This window comes from Janthinobacterium sp. NKUCC08_JDC, assembly GCF_019345575.1.
GTDB classification, from domain to species: domain Bacteria; phylum Pseudomonadota; class Gammaproteobacteria; order Burkholderiales; family Burkholderiaceae_D; genus Janthinobacterium; species Janthinobacterium aestuarii.
The window spans coordinates 551,755-569,188 of record NZ_JAHKQW010000001.1 but is presented as its reverse complement, the minus strand read 5'-3'; the positions used below and the strand labels follow the sequence as shown (position 1 = coordinate 569,188).

The 17,434-nt window shown below is 61.2% G+C and carries 19 protein-coding genes; 14 read left to right on the top strand and 5 right to left on the bottom strand.

The window, feature by feature from the left end:
* Positions 1–64 precede the first annotated feature (64 nt).
* The 5 genes from hscA to KO538_RS02675 all read left to right on the top strand — a co-directional run bounded on the left by hscA (position 65) and on the right by KO538_RS02675 (position 4,401).
* Positions 65–1,951 carry a Fe-S protein assembly chaperone HscA gene (gene hscA, locus KO538_RS02695; protein WP_070302222.1) on the top strand — a complete coding sequence of 629 codons (1,887 nt, stop codon included), beginning with the start codon at positions 65–67 and terminating at the stop codon, positions 1,949–1,951.
* A gap of 61 nt (positions 1,952–2,012) precedes the next feature.
* The gene (gene fdx, locus KO538_RS02690; RefSeq protein WP_034750070.1) at positions 2,013–2,354 is read left to right on the top strand and encodes an ISC system 2Fe-2S type ferredoxin; all 342 of its coding nucleotides are present in this window, start codon (positions 2,013–2,015) and stop codon (positions 2,352–2,354) included.
* A gap of 1 nt (position 2,355) precedes the next feature.
* The gene (gene iscX, locus KO538_RS02685) at positions 2,356–2,550 is read left to right on the top strand and encodes a Fe-S cluster assembly protein IscX (RefSeq protein WP_034750067.1); all 195 of its coding nucleotides are present in this window, start codon (positions 2,356–2,358) and stop codon (positions 2,548–2,550) included.
* Positions 2,537–3,454, top strand: a complete 918-nt coding sequence (locus KO538_RS02680) for an SAM-dependent methyltransferase (protein ID WP_034750064.1) — start codon at positions 2,537–2,539, stop codon at positions 3,452–3,454. Before iscX ends, KO538_RS02680 begins: the two co-directional genes overlap by 14 nt.
* 188 nt (positions 3,455–3,642) lie before the next feature.
* The gene (locus tag KO538_RS02675; protein WP_219327409.1) at positions 3,643–4,401 is read left to right on the top strand and encodes an rRNA pseudouridine synthase; all 759 of its coding nucleotides are present in this window, start codon (positions 3,643–3,645) and stop codon (positions 4,399–4,401) included.
* Here KO538_RS02675 and KO538_RS02670 read toward each other — a convergent pair.
* The 5 genes from KO538_RS02670 to KO538_RS02650 all read right to left on the bottom strand — a co-directional run bounded on the left by KO538_RS02670 (position 4,398) and on the right by KO538_RS02650 (position 7,148).
* Positions 4,398–4,826 carry a group III truncated hemoglobin gene (locus tag KO538_RS02670; RefSeq protein WP_219327408.1) on the bottom strand — a complete coding sequence of 143 codons (429 nt, stop codon included), beginning with the start codon at positions 4,824–4,826 and terminating at the stop codon, positions 4,398–4,400. The genes KO538_RS02675 and KO538_RS02670 overlap by 4 nt on opposite strands.
* 63 nt (positions 4,827–4,889) lie before the next feature.
* Positions 4,890–5,426, bottom strand: coding sequence for an RDD family protein (locus tag KO538_RS02665; protein ID WP_219327407.1), 537 nt, complete (start codon positions 5,424–5,426; stop codon positions 4,890–4,892).
* Positions 5,416–6,177, bottom strand: a complete 762-nt coding sequence (locus KO538_RS02660; RefSeq protein ID WP_219327406.1) for a DUF3106 domain-containing protein — start codon at positions 6,175–6,177, stop codon at positions 5,416–5,418. Before KO538_RS02660 ends, KO538_RS02665 begins: the two co-directional genes overlap by 11 nt.
* Positions 6,178–6,582 (bottom strand): DUF3619 family protein, encoded by a 405-nt coding sequence (locus KO538_RS02655; protein ID WP_219327405.1) that lies wholly within the window; start codon positions 6,580–6,582, stop codon positions 6,178–6,180.
* Positions 6,579–7,148: an RNA polymerase sigma factor gene (locus KO538_RS02650; RefSeq protein WP_034750048.1), complete on the bottom strand. Its 570-nt coding sequence runs from the start codon at positions 7,146–7,148 to the stop codon at positions 6,579–6,581. Before KO538_RS02650 ends, KO538_RS02655 begins: the two co-directional genes overlap by 4 nt.
* A gap of 497 nt (positions 7,149–7,645) precedes the next feature.
* Between KO538_RS02650 and KO538_RS02645 the strand changes: the two genes are divergently transcribed.
* From KO538_RS02645 to KO538_RS02605, 9 genes are all read left to right on the top strand, one after another.
* Positions 7,646–9,376 carry an acetolactate synthase 3 catalytic subunit gene (locus tag KO538_RS02645; RefSeq protein WP_051991041.1) on the top strand — a complete coding sequence of 577 codons (1,731 nt, stop codon included), beginning with the start codon at positions 7,646–7,648 and terminating at the stop codon, positions 9,374–9,376.
* Between the two features lie 2 nt (positions 9,377–9,378).
* Positions 9,379–9,870: an acetolactate synthase small subunit gene (gene ilvN / locus KO538_RS02640; RefSeq protein WP_010399754.1), complete on the top strand. Its 492-nt coding sequence runs from the start codon at positions 9,379–9,381 to the stop codon at positions 9,868–9,870.
* A 75-nt stretch (positions 9,871–9,945) separates the two neighbouring features.
* Positions 9,946–10,962, top strand: a complete 1,017-nt coding sequence (gene ilvC, locus KO538_RS02635) for a ketol-acid reductoisomerase (protein WP_034750044.1) — start codon at positions 9,946–9,948, stop codon at positions 10,960–10,962.
* Positions 10,963–11,111: 149 nt separating this feature from the next.
* Entirely contained in the window at positions 11,112–11,522 is a 411-nt protein-coding gene (locus tag KO538_RS02630) for a hypothetical protein (protein ID WP_219327404.1), read from the top strand.
* 192 nt (positions 11,523–11,714) lie between these two features.
* The gene (locus KO538_RS02625; RefSeq protein ID WP_083292603.1) at positions 11,715–12,953 is read left to right on the top strand and encodes an MFS transporter; all 1,239 of its coding nucleotides are present in this window, start codon (positions 11,715–11,717) and stop codon (positions 12,951–12,953) included.
* Between the two features lie 217 nt (positions 12,954–13,170).
* Entirely contained in the window at positions 13,171–13,926 is a 756-nt protein-coding gene (locus KO538_RS02620; protein WP_034750034.1) for an SIMPL domain-containing protein, read from the top strand.
* A gap of 110 nt (positions 13,927–14,036) precedes the next feature.
* Positions 14,037–14,792, top strand: coding sequence for an SIMPL domain-containing protein (locus tag KO538_RS02615; RefSeq protein ID WP_219327403.1), 756 nt, complete (start codon positions 14,037–14,039; stop codon positions 14,790–14,792).
* A gap of 157 nt (positions 14,793–14,949) precedes the next feature.
* Positions 14,950–15,801 (top strand): CDP-diacylglycerol--serine O-phosphatidyltransferase, encoded by an 852-nt coding sequence (gene pssA, locus KO538_RS02610; protein WP_070302207.1) that lies wholly within the window; start codon positions 14,950–14,952, stop codon positions 15,799–15,801.
* Positions 15,802–15,849: 48 nt separating this feature from the next.
* On the top strand, positions 15,850–17,394 hold the full coding sequence (locus KO538_RS02605) for a 2-isopropylmalate synthase (RefSeq protein WP_219327402.1): 1,545 nt from the start codon (positions 15,850–15,852) through the stop codon (positions 17,392–17,394).
* The last annotated feature ends 40 nt before the right edge of the window (positions 17,395–17,434 follow it).

The following is a 17,434-nucleotide window of genomic DNA, read 5'->3' as shown; positions in this document are numbered from 1 at the left end:
CGTCTTATAATGCGCGACAGGCATCAACCGCATCACGCAAAAAATTAATCGAGGCACGAATACAATGGCACTTCTGCAAATCTCCGAACCAGGCATGTCGACCGCGCCGCACCAGCACCGTCTGGCCGTCGGCATCGATCTGGGCACCACCAATTCGTTGGTCGCCACCGTCCGTAACAGCATTCCCGAGGTGCTCAACGATGAGGAAGGGCACTCCCTGCTGCCGTCCGTCGTGCGCTACCTGCCGAATGGCCACGCGAACATCGGCTACAAGGCCCTGTCCGCGCAAACGACCGACCCGAAGAACACCATCGTGTCCGTGAAACGCTTCATGGGCCGCGGCCTGGCCGACATCGCCTACGCGGAAAACCTGCCCTACGATTTCCAGGACACGCCTGGCATGGTGCAGCTGAAAACCGTGGCCGGTGTGAAAAGCCCCGTCGAAGTGTCGGCGCAAATCCTCGCCACCTTGCGCCAGCGTGCGGAAGATTCGCTGGGCGACGACCTGGTCGGCGCCGTGATCACCGTGCCCGCCTATTTTGACGACGCGCAGCGCCAGGCAACGAAAGATGCGGCGCAGCTGGCCGGTATCAACGTGCTGCGCCTCTTGAGCGAGCCGACGGCCGCCGCCATTGCGTATGGCCTCGACAACGCCTCCGAAGGCGTGTACGCCGTGTATGACCTCGGCGGCGGCACCTTCGACATCTCGATCCTGAAGCTGAGCAAGGGCGTGTTTGAAGTGCTGTCCACGGGCGGCGATTCGGCCCTCGGTGGCGACGATTTCGACCGCCGCCTGTTCTGCTGGATCAGCGAGCACGCCAAGCTGGCACCGCTGTCGGACGAAGACACGGCCATCCTGATGGTGAAAGCGCGCGAGATCAAGGAACTGCTGTCGACCAAGCCGGAAACGACGATCGACGCCAAGCTGAACTCGGGCGAAGAAATCCACCTGCGCATCACGGCTGCCGACTTTGCCGCCATGACGCAGCACCTGGTCGCCAAGACCATGAACGCCATCAAGAAAGCCTTGCGCGATGCGAACGTGGACGCGGACGACGTCGACGGCGTGGTGATGGTGGGCGGCGCTACGCGCATGCCGCACGTGCAGCGCGCCGTCAGTGAATTCTTCCACACGACGCCGCACGCGAACATCGACCCCGATAAAGTGGTGGCGCTGGGCGCGGCCATCCAGGCCAACTTGCTGGCCGGTAACCGCGCCGCCGGCGACGACTGGCTGCTGCTCGACGTGATTCCGCTGTCGCTCGGTATCGAAACCATGGGCGGCCTGGTGGAAAAAATCATCCCCCGCAATTCGACCATACCGTGCGCCCGTGCGCAGGAATTCACGACATTCAAGGACGGCCAGACGGCCCTGGCCGTGCACGTGCTGCAGGGCGAGCGCGAACTGGTCAGTGATTGCCGCTCGCTGGCGCGTTTTGAATTGCGCGGCATTCCGCCGATGGTGGCGGGCGCCGCGCGCATCCGCATCACGTACCAGGTCGATGCGGACGGCTTGCTGTCCGTGTCGGCGCGCGAGCTGCGCTCGGGCGTGGAAGCATCGATCAGCGTCAAGCCGGCCTACGGCCTGGGCGACGACGACATCGCGCGCATGCTGCAGGACTCGTACACGTCGGCAGACGTCGACATGGTGGCGCGCGCGCTGCGCGAAGAGCAGGTGGAAGCGGAGCGCATCCTGCTGGCCACGCAGTCGGCGCTCGATGAAGACGGCGGCTTGCTCGATGACGCCGAGCGCGTCACCGTCGACGGCTTGATGAACAAGGTGCGCGATGCCATCGTGCAATCGCAAAGCGGCGCCATCGACCATCAGGCCTTGAAGCTGGCGATCGAGCTGCTCGCCGACGGCACCGAGGATTTTGCCTCGCGCCGCATGGACCGCAGCGTGCGCACTGCCTTGACGGGTAAATCCCTGGACCAGGTCGTACAAGACTAATTGAACAGCGCGCCGCCGAAACTGCGGCCGCGCTCCGAATGACAGACTGAAAGAAGAAACCATGCCACAAATCGTTATCCTGCCGCACGCCAAGCTTTGCCCGGACGGCGCCGTCATCGAAGCACCTGCCGGCAAGTCCATCTGCGACATCCTGCTGGAAAACGACATCGACATCGAGCACGCCTGCGAAAAATCGTGCGCCTGCACCACGTGCCACGTGCTGGTGCGCGAAGGCATCGAATCCTTGAACGAAGCAACGGAACTGGAAGAAGACATGCTGGACAAGGCCTGGGGCCTGGAAGCCGTGTCGCGCCTGTCTTGCCAGTCCATCGTGGCCGAGGCCGATCTCGTCGTTGAAATCCCGAAATACACGATCAACCAGGTCAGCGAAGGCAGCCACTAACATGAAATGGTCCGACATCACCGCGATCGCCGAAGCGCTGTTCGATACGCATCCGGACATCGATCCCCTGACCGTGCGCTTCACCGACCTGCATAACTGGGTGGTGGAACTGGACGGTTTCGACGATGACCACACGCGCGGCGGCGAAAAAGTGCTCGAAGCGATACAGATGGCGTGGATCGATGAAGCGCGCTAAGGGCGCGGCAGCCGCCGCCACCGCAGTCGCTGCGCCGAAAGACATCATCACGGCCGCCAGCAATATGCCCGAGATCAAGGATGGCCAGTCGGTCGCCTTGCTGCAGGAATTGCACATCCTGACGCGCGACGGCAAGATGAACCAGGACAGCCGCCGCAAGCTCAAGCAGGTGTACCACCTGACGCAGTTCATCGAGCCGCTGCTGCGCGAAGTGCAGCTCGACCATCCCGGCGTGTCCCTCGTCGACCACGGCGCCGGCAAGTCCTACCTGGGCTTCATCCTGTACGACCTGTTCTTCAAGAACGGCAACGACGGTTCGCACATCTACGGCATCGAGACGCGCGAAGAGCTGGTGCAGCGCTCGCAGGAGCTGGCCAAGAAATTCAAGTTCCCCGGCATGTCGTTCCTGCCGCTGTCCGTGGCCGAATCGACGGAATCGAACTTGCTGCCCCAGCAGATCGACATCGTCACGGCCTTGCATGCCTGCAACACGGCCACCGATGACGCCATTCACTTCGCCCTGAAGAAAAAGGCGAAGTTCATGGTGCTGGTGCCATGCTGCCAGGCGGAAGTGGCTTCCGTGCTGAAGAAGAACAAGGGCAAGAGCCTGGGCAAGAGTGTCTTGACGGAACTGTGGCGCCACCCGCTGCACACGCGCGAGTTCGGCAGCCAGATCACCAACGTGCTGCGCTGTCTGCAGCTGGAAGCGCACGGCTACCAGGTCAGCGTGACGGAACTGGTGGGCTGGGAGCATTCGATGAAGAATGAACTGATCATCGCCAGCTACAAGAACCTGCCGCGCCAGCGTCCGACGGAACGCCTGCAGGAAGTGCTGCAGACCCTGGGTCTGGAAGAGATGGGCCACCGTTTCTTTGCCGAGGAATTGGCCAAGGCGACGGCCTGATTGTTGGATTACGCGGCAAGCCGCTAATCCAACCTACCAAGCCCGCCATCGCCGCGCAGGTCGGGTAGGTCGGATTAGCGCAGCGTAATCCGACAGCCACCAGGCAGTCAGCAACAACGTCAACAAGAGGGGAGGAGCGGGTCGGTTACAATACCGGCTTTCTCCTCCCTTGCTTTTTGCGCCTCCCCATGACCACACCAATCGAAATGCCCACCGTCCGCCTGGCCAAGCGTCTGTCTGAAGACGTGCCCTGTTCGCGCCGCGAGGCCGAGCTGTATATCGAGGGCGGCTGGGTCACGGTCGATGGCGTGCTGGTGGAAGAGTCGGGCGCGCGCGTGGCCGACAATCAAACGGTGGTGCTGCTGCCGAACGCGACCCTGGATGAAATGCCGCCCGTGACGATCCTGCTGCACAAGCCGGCCGGCATCAATGGCGGCGTGGGCAGCGAAGGCAAGCCGGCCCTGAGCTGTTTGCGTCCCGAAGAGATTTTCACGTCGGACAATGTGGCGCCCAGCTCCGTCACGCGCTTCCTCAAGCGCCACCTGATCGGTCTGACCATCACCAATCCGCTCGACACCATGGCGTCCGGCCTGCTGGTGTTCACGCAGGATTTCCGCGTGGCCCGCAAGCTGGTCGACGAAGCGAAAACGGTGGAGCAGGAATTCATCGTGGAAGTGTCGGGCGCCATCGCCGAGAATGGCCTGGCGCTGCTGAATCACGGCTTGCCCTTCAATGGCAAGCCTTTGCCGCCGATCAAGGTCAGCTGGCAGAATGAAACGCGCTTGCGTTTCGCCCTGAAAAACGTGCAGCCGGGCCAGATCGCCCATATGTGCAAGATGGTGGGGCTGGAAGTCGTCGCCATGAAGCGCTTGCGTATCGGCCGCATCCCGATGGGCGCCATGCCGTCAGGCCAGTGGCGCTATCTGCAAGGCTACGAACGCTTCTAAAGCTGCGGCGCCACGATGGAATGGCTTTCCGCAAAGCTTTTCCATAGCCGCTCGGCGATATTCAAGGCGATGGTGTCGGCCTTCTCTTGCAGGGCCGCATTGCCCATGCTTTCCGTCGTGGCAAAGAACAGGGTCAGCCAGCGGCGGAACATGCAGGGCGTGAGGTTTTCCATTTGCGCGTGCTGGGCCAGCGGCTTGCCGTGGTAGCGCATGGTGCCGCGCAGCAAGCCTGACCAGAAATCGATCAATGTTGCCAGATGAGCATCCCAATCCTTGACCTCGGCGGCAAAGATGGGGCCTAGCATGGCGTCGTCGCGCGCGGCCGCATAAAAAGTGTGGACGAGATGCTTGACTTCGTCTTCGCTGCAGACTTCCTCGCGGTAGGGAGCGAAGCGTGTGTGGGGGAGGGGGGCGGTATTCTTCATGGCATGCCATGATCGCAGAGCCCCCGTGGCGCTTCAATGACCCAGGTCAAGTCGCATAAAAACTCAGGCGGCGACTCTCTTCGGCTTCTTCGCGGGAGCCGGCAATTGCACGATCTGCGTGCCCGCCAGCTTGTCGTGCAGGAATTGACCATTGCCCGTGAACAGGGCCGTGCTGGACCAGGCCAGGATGCCCACGCCGATGGCGCCCAGGGCCGTCCAGTGCTGCAGGTCGAAGGCATACGCCGCCACGAGCGCGGGCAGCAGCCACATCCATGACAGGACGTAGCGGTAGGCGGCCACGCGCAGCGGCACGTGGGCGTGGCCCGGCAGCACGACTTTCAGGCGCCACGTCTTCATGGCCAGGGTTTGCCCTTCGCGGCTCCACTGATGGATGAAATACGCGCCCATGACGAGGAAGGCCAGGCATTGGCGCATGTGTTCCGTCAACGGCGTATGCGCGCCTTGCACGGCCAGCTCAAACAGCAGAAACGGCAAAAACAGCACGGCCAGGGCCAGCAGCGACTCGTACACCATGGAAATCAGGCGGCGCTTGATCGTGGGATGGGAGGTGATGCTGGCGGCAGGCGTGCTATTTGACATTGGTCGGCAGTGGGGCAGGCGTAACAGGTGGTATGACGGGCACGGCGGCGGGTGGCGTGGTGGCGGCAGGATCGCCTGCCGGCACGGCCGTCGCTGCGGGAGCGGGCGGCTGGACAGGTGGGGCGGCAGGCGCTGCCGGCGTGGCAGGCGCCTTAAGTACGGGCGGCTTGGTCGTCGTCGAATTGATCGCAGGCACCTTGCCCAGCGGTTTTTTCGGCACGAGTTCCGTCGCCAGCTTTTTCTTTTGATCTTCCGGCAATTGCTGGTATTGCTCCCATTGCGCGGTTTTTTGACCCGGATCGATCTTTTTCGTGCGCGTATAGTTTTCGCGCACGAGGCGGCGCTGTTCCGGCGTCAGCTTGACCCATTCGCGCATGCGGTCATGTACGCGGATTTGCTCGTCGGCCGTCATGGAGGCAAAACGGCTGGCGATATCGAGCCATTTCTGCTTGCGCAGCGGTTCCAGCTTGTTCCACTCGCCCGCCAGCGGCTGCAGGGCTTCTTGCTGCGCGCGCGACAGCTTGTTCCATAATGGATTCTCGCCAGCCTTCGGCGTGCCGCCCTTGCCGCCCGTGCGGGGTGAGCCGGGCTTGACGGCCGGTGCGGGCGCCACGACGGGCGCGGCTGCTGCAGGAGGGGCGGCGGGCGCGGCATGTTGCTGCGCGCCTACCCAGGCGGCGCCCGCCAAGGCGCAAGCACCCAGGCCGATGCCGCCAGCCAGCCAGCCTTTGCGTACGCTCGTGCGTGCCATTTATTGCTCGCGTTTCGTCAGGTAGGCGTTGAAGCCATGGTCCATGTAGGCGGAGAGCGGCAATTCGTCCGACAGGACGGCGGCGTCGATTTCTGCCAGCTCGGCAATATGTTGTTCCTGCTCAAACTGATAGATGCCCACCAGGCCGCCAACGAGCAGCAGCAGGGGGATGACAACGCTCATGCGGCCCAGCCACGACAGCGGCTCGACGAACAGGCTGCTGGCGATGCCGGCGAAGACATCCTTGCGCACGGCGACTGCGGCGGGCGCGTCCGCCTTCTTGCGCGACAGGGCCAGCTTGCGTGCCGTCGCCAGGCGATCGGTGGCCGATGCGGGCAGGTCGTCGAGTTTTTCGTTCAGTGCATGGCGCACTTTGTAAGCGAAATTGAGATCGTCGGTGTTCATAATTTAATTCCCTTGGCTTTCAGCGATTCGGCGAGCGTGTGGGTAGCTCTAGAGCAATGTGTTTTCACGCTACCTTCGGAGCAACCCATCGCTTCCGCTGTTTCAGCCACATCCATGTCCTGCCAGTAACGCATGAGGAAGGCTTCGCGTTGACGTGAGGGCAGTTTTTGTACCTCTGCATCAATCAAATCAAGCATTTGCGCGCGTTCGACCTGGTCGGCTGACGATTCGGCGGCACTCGAGCCCTGTTCCGATTCATAAGTATCAAGTATATCAAAATCTTCATGCTCGTCGCCCGAGGGCTTCATGCCGGAAAACAGGCTGACCCAGGTGTTGCGAACTTTTTCTCGGCGGAAATAATCAAGGATGGTGTTCTGCAAGATGCGCTGGAACAGCATCGGCAGCTCGGCGGCTGGCTTGTCGCCGTATTTCTCGGCCAACTTGATCATGGCGTCCTGCACGATGTCGAGTGCCGATTCTTCCTTGCGGACCGCGTAGGCGGCCTGCTTGAAAGCGCGCCGCTCGACATTTTCTAGAAAGTCGGATAATTCTTTGTCTGTTGCCATGCGGTATTGGGGATCTTAGCGGCTGCGGGGTGCGGTGGGCGAAATGGGGGCGGGTATGCTTTTTGCAACCCCGTGCATGCTAGCAAAAAATGTGCGTTTCCGCAGGGTTTTTGCACGGCGTGCGGGCGAATTGGCCTTTCGGCTGACATTTTCCTTGACCATAATGGTGCAACGCGATAACGTATGGGACGCTTTGAACACCCCAAAGCCCTATGGTCAGGTCGCGACCGGCACACAAGGCCATCCGCGGCAAGACGCGCTTTCATTTGTAGGCAGTTTGTTCTAACCCGCGCCACAAGCGCGAGCGGTTCGTACAGGCGCCACAGAAACTCCGGCCAAACGAGTTGCGTTAAGCGTTGTTTTGTAAGGTATCTATGGGTGCCCAAAGAAATGTCGTGACCGCATGAAAAGGGAAGCAGGAGCACTGTCGCGCACGGCGAACTTCGTCAGGAAAGAACATCCGATCAATCTCCAATGGACCTTGAAAGGAATGTTTCATGAATACCGAAGCAGCAGCAGGACCCATTACCGGCGCAGAAATTGTCGTGCGCTGTCTGGCTGAAGAGGGCGTCGAGCACGTCTTTGGATACCCGGGCGGAGCCGTACTCTACATCTACGACGCCATCTTCCAGCAAAACAAATTCCAGCATATCCTGGTACGCCACGAGCAGGCCGCGATCCACGCCGCCGATGCCTATTCGCGCAGCTCGAACAAGGTCGGTGTCGCCATCGTCACGTCCGGTCCGGGCGTCACGAATGCCGTCACGGGCTTGTCCACCGCGTACATGGACTCGATTCCCATGGTCGTGATCTCCGGCCAGGTGCCGAGCCACGCCATCGGACAGGATGCGTTCCAGGAATGCGACACGGTCGGCATCACGCGCCCCGTCGTCAAGCACAACTTCCTCGTCAAGGATGTCAAGGACCTGGCAGCGACGATCAAGAAAGCCTTCTTCATCGCCCGTACCGGCCGTCCGGGACCCGTGCTGGTCGATATCCCCAAGGATATCAGCATGCACAAATGCCATTTCGACTATCCGAAGGAAGTCGAGATGCGTTCCTACCGTCCCGTCGACAAGGGCCACTCGGGCCAGATCCGCAAGGCCGTGCAGCTGTTGCTGCAAGCCGAACGCCCGATGATCTACACGGGCGGCGGCGTGATTCTCGCGCATGCGGCTCCCGAGCTGAACAAGCTGGTCGACCGCCTGGGTTTCCCGTGCACCAACACCTTGATGGGCCTGGGCGGCTACCGCGCCTCGAGCGAGCAGTATGTCGGCATGCCCGGCATGCATGGTACCTATGAAGCGAACATGGCGATGCAGAACTGCGACGTCCTGATCGCCATCGGCGCCCGTTTCGATGACCGCGTGATCGGCAACCCGAAACATTTCGCCTCGCATCCGCGCAAGATCATCCACGTGGACATCGATCCATCGTCGATTTCCAAGCGCGTCAAGGTCGATATCCCCATCGTCGGCAACGTCAAGGACGTGCTGATCGAGTTCCTCGCGCAACTGGATGCGGCCGAAGCGAAGCCGAACGTCAATGCCTTGAGCAACTGGTGGAAGCAGATCGCCGAATGGCGTGGCCGCGAATGCCTGAAATACCCGACCTCCGACCTGGTCATCAAGCCGCAATCGGTGGTGGAAAAAGTATTCCAGATCACCAAGGGTGACGCCTTCATCACGTCCGACGTGGGCCAGCACCAGATGTGGGCGGCGCAATATTATGGCTTCGACAAGCCGCGCCGCTGGATCAATTCCGGCGGCCTGGGCACCATGGGTGTCGGCTTGCCGTACGCCATGGGCGTGCAGATGGCCAATCCGGACGCCACCGTTGCCTGCATCACGGGCGAAGGTTCGATCCAGATGTGCATCCAGGAACTCGCGACGTGCAAGCAGTACCACCTGACGCCGAAGATCATCATGCTCAACAACCGCTTCCTCGGCATGGTGCGCCAGTGGCAGGAAATCGATTACGGTTCGCGCTATTCCGAGTCGTACATGGATTCGCTGCCCGATTTCGAAAAGCTGGCGGAAGCGTACGGCCACGTGGGCATGAAAATTGAAAAACCGGGCGACGTCGACGGCGCCCTGAAAGAGGCGTTTGGCATGAAAGACAGGCTGGTATTCATGAACTTCATTACCGACCAGTCCGAAAACGTGTGGCCAATGGTGAAAGCCGGCAAGGGCCTGTCCGAAATGATGCTCGGTTCGGAGGATCTCTAATCATGCGCCATATTATTTCTGTCTTGCTGGAAAACGAAGCGGGCGCTCTGTCGCGCGTGGTGGGCCTGTTCTCGGCACGCGGCTACAACATCGAAACATTGACGGTGGCGCCGACGGAAGACTCGACCCTGTCGCGCATGACCATCGTCACCAGCGGTTCGGACGACATCATCGAGCAGATCACCAAGCACTTGAATCGCCTCATCGAGGTGGTCAAGGTGGTGGACCTGACCGAAGGCCAGCATATCGAACGCGAGTTGATGCTGATCAAGGTTCGGGCCGTGGGCAAGGAGCGCGAGGAAATGAAGCGCACCGCCGATATCTTCCGTGGCCGCATCATCGATGTCACCGAAAAGACGTACACGATCGAACTGACCGGCAACAAGGTCAAGCTCGACGCGTTCATCGATTCGATCGACCGCGCCGCCATCCTGGAAACCGTCCGTACGGGCGGTTCCGGCATCGGCCGCGGCGAACGCATCCTCAAAGTATAAAAATACAAGCAGCACTACGCGGCCCTGGCGCCGCATTTAAAACAACAACGCATCATCAAATATATAGGAAATACCATGAAAGTTTTTTACGACAAAGACGCTGACCTCTCCTTGATCAAAGGCAAAAACGTTGCCATCATCGGCTACGGTTCGCAAGGCCATGCACACGCGCAAAACCTGAACGATTCGGGCGTCAACGTCACCGTCGGCCTGCGCAAGGGCGGCGCTTCCTGGACCAAGGTCGAGCAAGCGGGCCTGAAAGTAGCGGAAGTCAATGACGCCGTGAAAGCGGCCGACGTCATCATGATCTTGCTGCCAGATGAAAACATCGCTCAGGTCTACAACGAAAACATCGCTCCGTTCGCCAAGCAAGGCGCCGTGCTGGCCTTCGCCCACGGCTTCAACGTGCATTACGGCCAAGTCGTGCCACGCGCCGATCTGGACGTGATCATGGTCGCGCCGAAAGCGCCAGGCCACACCGTGCGCGCCACCTACACCCAGGGCGGCGGCGTACCGCATCTGATCGCCGTGTACCAGGACAAATCGGGCATCGCCCGCGATATCGCCCTGTCGTACGCTTCGGCCAACGGCGGCGGCCGTGCCGGCATCATCGAAACGAACTTCCGCGAAGAAACCGAAACGGATCTGTTCGGCGAACAAGCCGTGCTGTGCGGCGGCGCCGTGGAACTGATCAAGGCCGGCTTCGAAACCCTGACGGAAGCCGGTTACGCGCCTGAAATGGCGTACTTCGAGTGCTTGCACGAATTGAAACTGATCGTCGACCTGATCTATGAAGGCGGCATCGCCAACATGAACTACTCGATCTCGAACAACGCCGAATACGGCGAATACGTGACCGGTCCTAAGGTCGTGACGTCGGCCACCAAGGATGCGATGCGTCAATGCCTGAAAGACATTCAAACGGGCGAATACGCGAAGAGCTTCATCCTGGAAAACAAGGCAGGCGCACCGACCCTGATCTCGCGCCGCCGTTTGACGTCCGAGCACCAGATCGAAGAAGTGGGCGCGAAACTGCGCGCCATGATGCCTTGGATCGCCAAGAACAAGATGGTTGACCAGTCGAAGAACTAAGCAGTTGTAGTGCATCACAAGAAGCCGGCGCAAGCCGGCTTTTTTTATGCGCATCGTTTGGCAGGCAACATCCGTTACAATCAGGCCCATTCAACCATACCGTCAGCATCATGCTTGTTTTTTCTAAAGTTTTTGTCGGGAATCTTCATGTGGTCAAGCGCCCCGTCTCGCTTGCCATCAGTTGCTGGTTTCTGGTCATCGGTTCTCTGTCATCGCTCGTGTCGGCTTACCTCGGCCGCAACGATCCCGCCATGCAGGCGTGGATGGCGCACAGCGCGATTCCCGCCGAGGTGCAATACGCGATCTTGCTCGCCAGCCTGGGCATTACTCTGGTGGCCGCGCTGGCCATGCTGCAAAGGCAGCGTGGCGCGCGCACTGTGTATCTGGTGTGGGGCGTGATCGACATTGCGCTCAGCCTGGCGACCGTGCCGCTCAAGATGAATGTCCTGCCTGGCGCGCTGACGTTCGCCGTCATCTGCGCCTTCCTGTACAGTCCGAAATCGAATGCCTGGTTTTCGCCACGCAAGGCGGCCAATGATGCCTGCATGACGCCAGCTTGAGCGCGGTTGTTTTGGCGCGCACGTTTTTCGCCCGCCTCCTGTCTTTTTATATTCCTATATAATTCCGCCCTTCCTTTGCAGTTCCCTGTGGGCTGCATCTGTTTCGGTATCTGCCGACCGCAACGCGCATCACCGCTTTTGTAGCACGCCAGGCGCCAATTGATCAGCCGCTTGGCAACCTGAAGGACCCCTATGACCGACCGCACTACCGCAACAGTACCCATGCCGGGCACTGCCGAATCTTCCGTTTCCGAACGTCTTCCCGTCTTGGCCTTGCTGGCCCTGGCCATGACGGCGTTTCTCGCCCTCCTGTCGGAAACCTTGCCCGCCGGCTTGCTGCCGCAGATTGCCCGCGACCTCGGTATTTCCGAAGTCATGACGGGCCAGCTGGTCACCGTCTACGCCATCGGTTCCATCCTGACGGCCATTCCCCTGACAGCGCTGACGAGCGGCTGGCGCCGGCGCAATGTCTTGCTGCTGGCCATCATCGGCTTTTTGATCTTCAATACGGCGACGGCGCTGTCGCCCAACTATATGGTCGCCCTGGTCTCGCGCTTCGTCACCGGCATGGCCGCCGGGCTGGCCTGGGGCTTGATGGCCGGCTACGCGCGCCGCATGGTGTCCGTCGAACAGCAGGGCAGGGCGATGGCCATTGCCATGATCGGCACGCCGCTGGCCCTGTCCCTGGGCGTGCCGCTGGGCACCCTGATGGGCGGCGTGCTGGGCTGGCGCAGCATCTTCGGCATCATGTCGGGCCTGGCTGTGGTGCTGGTCGCGTGGGTGCTGCTGGCCGTGCCCGATTATCCTGGGCAAAAGAATGGCGAGCGCCTGTCGATCCGCCAGGTATTCATGACGCCGGGCGTGCGGCCGATTCTGGCGGTGATCGTCGCCTGGATGCTGGCGCATAACATTCTGTATACCTACATCGCGCCGTTCCTGGCGCCGTCCGGCTTGCGCCCGCGTGTCGACCTGGTGCTGCTCGTGTATGGCGTAGGTTCGCTGGCCGGCATCTGGCTGGTCAGCCGGCTGATCGACCGCTGGCTGCGCCCGCTCGTGCTGGGCTGCATCGCCGCCTTTGCCCTCGTGATGGTCGCGCTGGGCCTGGCGATGGACTCCCCCATCGTCATCTATGTCAGCATGGCCATCTGGGGCATCACCTTTGGCGGCGCCGGCACCTTGCTGCAGACGGCATCGGCGGACGCGGCCGGCGACGGCATGGATGTGGCGCAGGCCATGGTGGCGACCATCTGGAACGTGGCCATCGCGGGCGGCGGCCTGGCGGGCGGCTTGCTGCTCGACGGCTATGGTGCGGCATCGTTCCCGTGGGCCATGCTGGCCTTGCTGATGGTGGCATTGACCATTGCCTGGCGCGCGCGCCGTCACAGTTTCAAGCCGGGCCGGCGCAGCGGCGGCGCGGTGGTCGGCCACTGATAAGTCATTAATAACATTGTTTTTTTCAATGGCAGTGTATTGAAATGTGAGCAGATGTGACTGGCAAGCGCATTTTGTGACGATTTGTTAATTTGCGCCACGGGAATGAATGAGGCGTTAGAATCTACACAGTTTGACAAGTTTCTCAAGCGAAAGGGGCGGCAAAACTGCTCCCTTCGCTGGCTGTCAGCCACATTAACTACCTAGGAGTACCCCCATGACCGTGATGAAATCCGTCCTTGTTGCCGCCGCAGCCACCGTTGCCCTGAGCGCACAAGCGCAATCCCTGCCGACTTCCGGCACCCTGGTGGTCGTTCCCGCGTTTGGCGAAGTCAAGCATGTCAATGACCAAGTGGTCGCTACCCTGGCCGTCGAAGAACAGGACAAGGACAAAGCCGCGGCCGCGTCGCGTGTCAACCAGAAGATGAACAAGGGCATCGCCATCGTCAAGCAGGCTGATCCGTCGGCGGCATTGAAATCGTATGGCTACTACACCTATCCTGTGTATCCGGAAGAGCGCCCATTGCCGGCTGGCGCCGTTGCCAAGCCGCGCCTGCCAACGGCCTGGCGCGTGGGCCAGTACCTGGAAGTGACGACGGCCAACCTGGCGTCCCTGCCCAAAACCGTGTCGGCGGCGCAAGGCGTGCTGACCCTGAATGGCTTGAATTTCGGTCTGAAGCCGGAAACCATCCGTTTGCTGGACGACCAGCGCATCGCCGCCACCTATAAAAACCTGAATGAGCGCGTGGCCGCCATCGCCAAGGCCATGGGCCGCAACGTTTCCGACGCCGTGCTCGATACGGTGGACTTCGAAGGTTCGGGCAATTACGTCACGGAAAACCGCTCTGCCGCCGCACCGATGATGATGCGCAGCGCCAAGATGAGCGAAGACAGTGCCGTCGCCGAACCGAGCTTCGAGCCGGGCGAAACGACGCTCGACATGCGTGTCGTCGGCAAGGTCAAGTTCAAGTAAGCTGAAGTAAGCTGATCAACGTGGAAATATTTCCGCGTTAGACTGTTTTAAAAATCATGGGGCTGTTGGCCCCATGGTCGTTTTTGCCCCCATATTTTCCAGGAGAACCCATGACTGTCATGAAATCACTGCTGGCTGCCGCCGCCGCTACCGTTGCCTTGGGCGTACAAGCCCAGACCTTGCCCACCTCCGGCACCCTCGTCGTGGTGCCCGCCAACGGCGAAGTGGTGCATGCGAACGACCAGGTGACCGTCACCCTGGCCGTCGAAGAGCAGGACAAGGACAAGGCCGCCGCCGCCTCGCGCGTGAACCAGAAGATGAACCAGGGCGCGGCCATCGTCAAGAAAGCCGATCCGCAAGCCGTGCTGAAAACCCAGGGCTATTACACGTATGCCGTGTATCCTGAAACGGCGCCATTGCCGCCTGGTGTCGCCGCCAAACCCAGAGTGCCGACCGGCTGGCGAGTGGGCCAGTATCTGCAGGTAACGACGACGAATCTGGCCGCCTTGCCGAAAACCGTGTCGGCTGCGCAAGGCGTGCTGACCCTGAACCGCCTGAACTTCGGCTTGGCGCCCGCCACCATCCGCAAGCTCGACGACCAGCGCATCGTCGCCGCCTACAAGAACCTCAACGAGCGCGTGGCCGCCATCGCTGGCGCCATGGGCCGCAATGTCAGTGACGCCGTGATCGATACCATCGATTTCGAAGGTTCGGGCAACTACGCGCAGCGCGCCAACGTGGCCGGCGCGCGCGCCATGAGTGCCGATGCCATGGGCTATGGCGGCAACCAGGTGGCCGAACCGAGCTTCGAGCCGGGCGAAACGACCTTGAACATGGGCCTGGTGGCCAAGGTCAAGTTCAAATAAGGCTTGAACAGGGATCAATATTGCCAGCTTGACGCCGCCGCGCTTTTCTTTGGCGGTGGCTCCTCTATAATGACAACACCGGCAGGCGCATGCCGTGACAGTCATGCGCCTGCCATCTGGCACCGATTCCCCCGCAGTACACAAGATATGGAACAACATGGCAAACTTCCCCCGTCGTAGAGGCAAGAACGGCACACCCGCAGTATCCAAAGCGTCCCGCTTCAGCAAATTCGCGCGCCAGCCGGTGAACGATGGCACTGGCAAGAAAACCTTGCGCCGCCGCGGCATCTATCTGTTGCCGAATGCCTTTACGACGGCAGCCCTGTTTTGCGGCTTCTACGCCATCGTCATGGCCATGAACCAGAAATTCGAACACGCGGCCTGGGCCATCTTCATCGCCATGATCCTCGACGGCCTCGACGGCCGCATCGCCCGCCTGACAAATACGCAGAGCGAATTCGGCGCCCAGTACGACAGCCTGTCCGACATGGTGTCGTTTGGCGCCGCGCCGGCGCTGGTGATCTACGAATGGTCGCTGCGCGGCATGGGCAAGCTGGGCTGGCTGGCCGCCTTCGTGTATTGCGCCGGCGCCGCCTTGCGCCTGGCCCGCTTCAACACGAATATCGCCGTGGTCGACAAGCGCTTCTTCCAGGGCTTGCCCAGCCCGGCGGCGGCCGCCATGGTGGCCGGCTTCATCCTGCTGATGAACGACCTGGAATTTGCCGGCAACCAGCTGGCCTGGGTATCGTGGACGATCGCCCTGTTTTCCGGCCTGACCATGGTCACCAACGTGCCGTTCTACAGCTTCAAGGATGTGAATTTCCGCAAGTCCGTGCCTTTTATCGTGGTATTCCTGCTGGCATTGTTCTTCGCGCTCATTTCCATCGATCCGCCGAAGGTGCTGTTCCCGATTTTCGTCGTGTATGGCCTGTCCGGCTACGCCGTGTTTTTCTGGCGCATGGCGAAGGGCAAGCCCGTCAGCATCATCCAGACCGACCCCGAGCATTAATGCGGCGAGTCGGTAGCGTCGCCAGTCTTCAGCCAGCCAGGAGCAGCCATGACCACCAGCAACCGACTCATCATTTTTGACACCACCCTGCGCGACGGCGAGCAATCGCCGGGCGCCTCCATGACGCGCGAGGAAAAGCTGCGCATCGCCAAGCAGCTCGAACGCATGAAGGTCGACGTGATCGAGGCGGGCTTTGCCGCCGCCTCGCAGGGCGACTTCGAGTCGATCCGGGCGATTGCCGGCGCCGTGCGCGAGTCCACCATCTGCTCGCTGTCGCGCGCCAACGACCGCGACATCGCCCGCGCTGCCGAGGCGCTGGCGCCTGCCGAGCGCAAGCGCATTCATACCTTTATCGCCACGTCGCCCCTGCACATGCAGATGAAGCTGCGCATGACGCCAGAGCAAGTGCTTACGCAGGCGCAAAATGCCGTGCGCTTTGCGCGCCAGTTCACGGACGACATCGAATTCAGCCCCGAAGACGGCAGCCGCTCCGATGAGGATTTCCTTTGCCGTGTGCTTGAGGGCGTGATCGCCGAGGGCGCCACCACCATCAATTTTCCCGACACGGTCGGCTACGCCGTGCCCGAAATCTTCGGCGCGACCATCAAGCGCTTGCGCGAACGCATACCGAACTCCGACAAGGCCATCTGGTCCGTCCATTGCCATAACGACCTGGGCCTGGCTGTGGCCAATTCGCTGGCGGGCGTCATGATAGGCGGCGCGCGGCAGATCGAGTGCACGGTCAATGGCCTTGGCGAGCGGGCCGGCAATACGGCGCTGGAAGAAGTGGTGATGGCGCTGCGCACGCGCGCCGCCTATTACAACCTGACGGTGGGCATCGATACGACGCAGATCGTGGCGGCGTCCAAAATGGTGTCGCAGATCACGGGCTTTGCCGTGCAGCCGAATAAGGCCGTCGTGGGCGCGAACGCTTTTGCGCACGCGTCCGGCATCCACCAGGACGGCATCTTGAAAGCGCGCGAGACGTATGAAATCATGCGCGCCGAAGACGTGGGCTGGACGGCCAACAAGATCGTGCTCGGCAAACTGTCGGGGCGCAATGCCTTCAAGCAGCGGCTGCAGGAGCTGGGTATTTCTCTGGAATCGGAAGCGGAAGTCAACGCGGCCTTCCTGCGCTTCAAGGAACTGGCCGACCGGAAATCCGAGATTTTCGACGAAGACATCATGGCCCTCGTCAGCGAGGAGCAGCAGGCGCAGGAGAGTGAGCACTACCATTTTGTTGCGCTGACGCAGCAGTCGACGACGGGCGCCGTGCCCCATGCGCGCGTGGAGTTTCTCGTCGGCGGCCAACAGCGCAGCTGCGAAGGGCAGGGCGACGGCCCCGTCGACGCCACCGTCAACGCCATCGAAAGCGCGGCCGCCAGCGGCGCCGAGCTGGTCCTGTTCTCCGTCAATGCCATCAGCACGGGCACGCAGTCGCAGGGTGAGGTTACCATGCGCTTGTCGCGCGACGGACGCATCGTCAACGGCGTGGGTGCTGATCCGGACATCATCGTCGCGTCGGCCAAGGCGTATCTGTCGGCACTCAATAAACTGCACGCCAAGGATGAGCGCATCGACCCGCAGCCGTAAGTCGGGGTCAGACCCGCCGGGTCTGACCCCAGAATTTGCA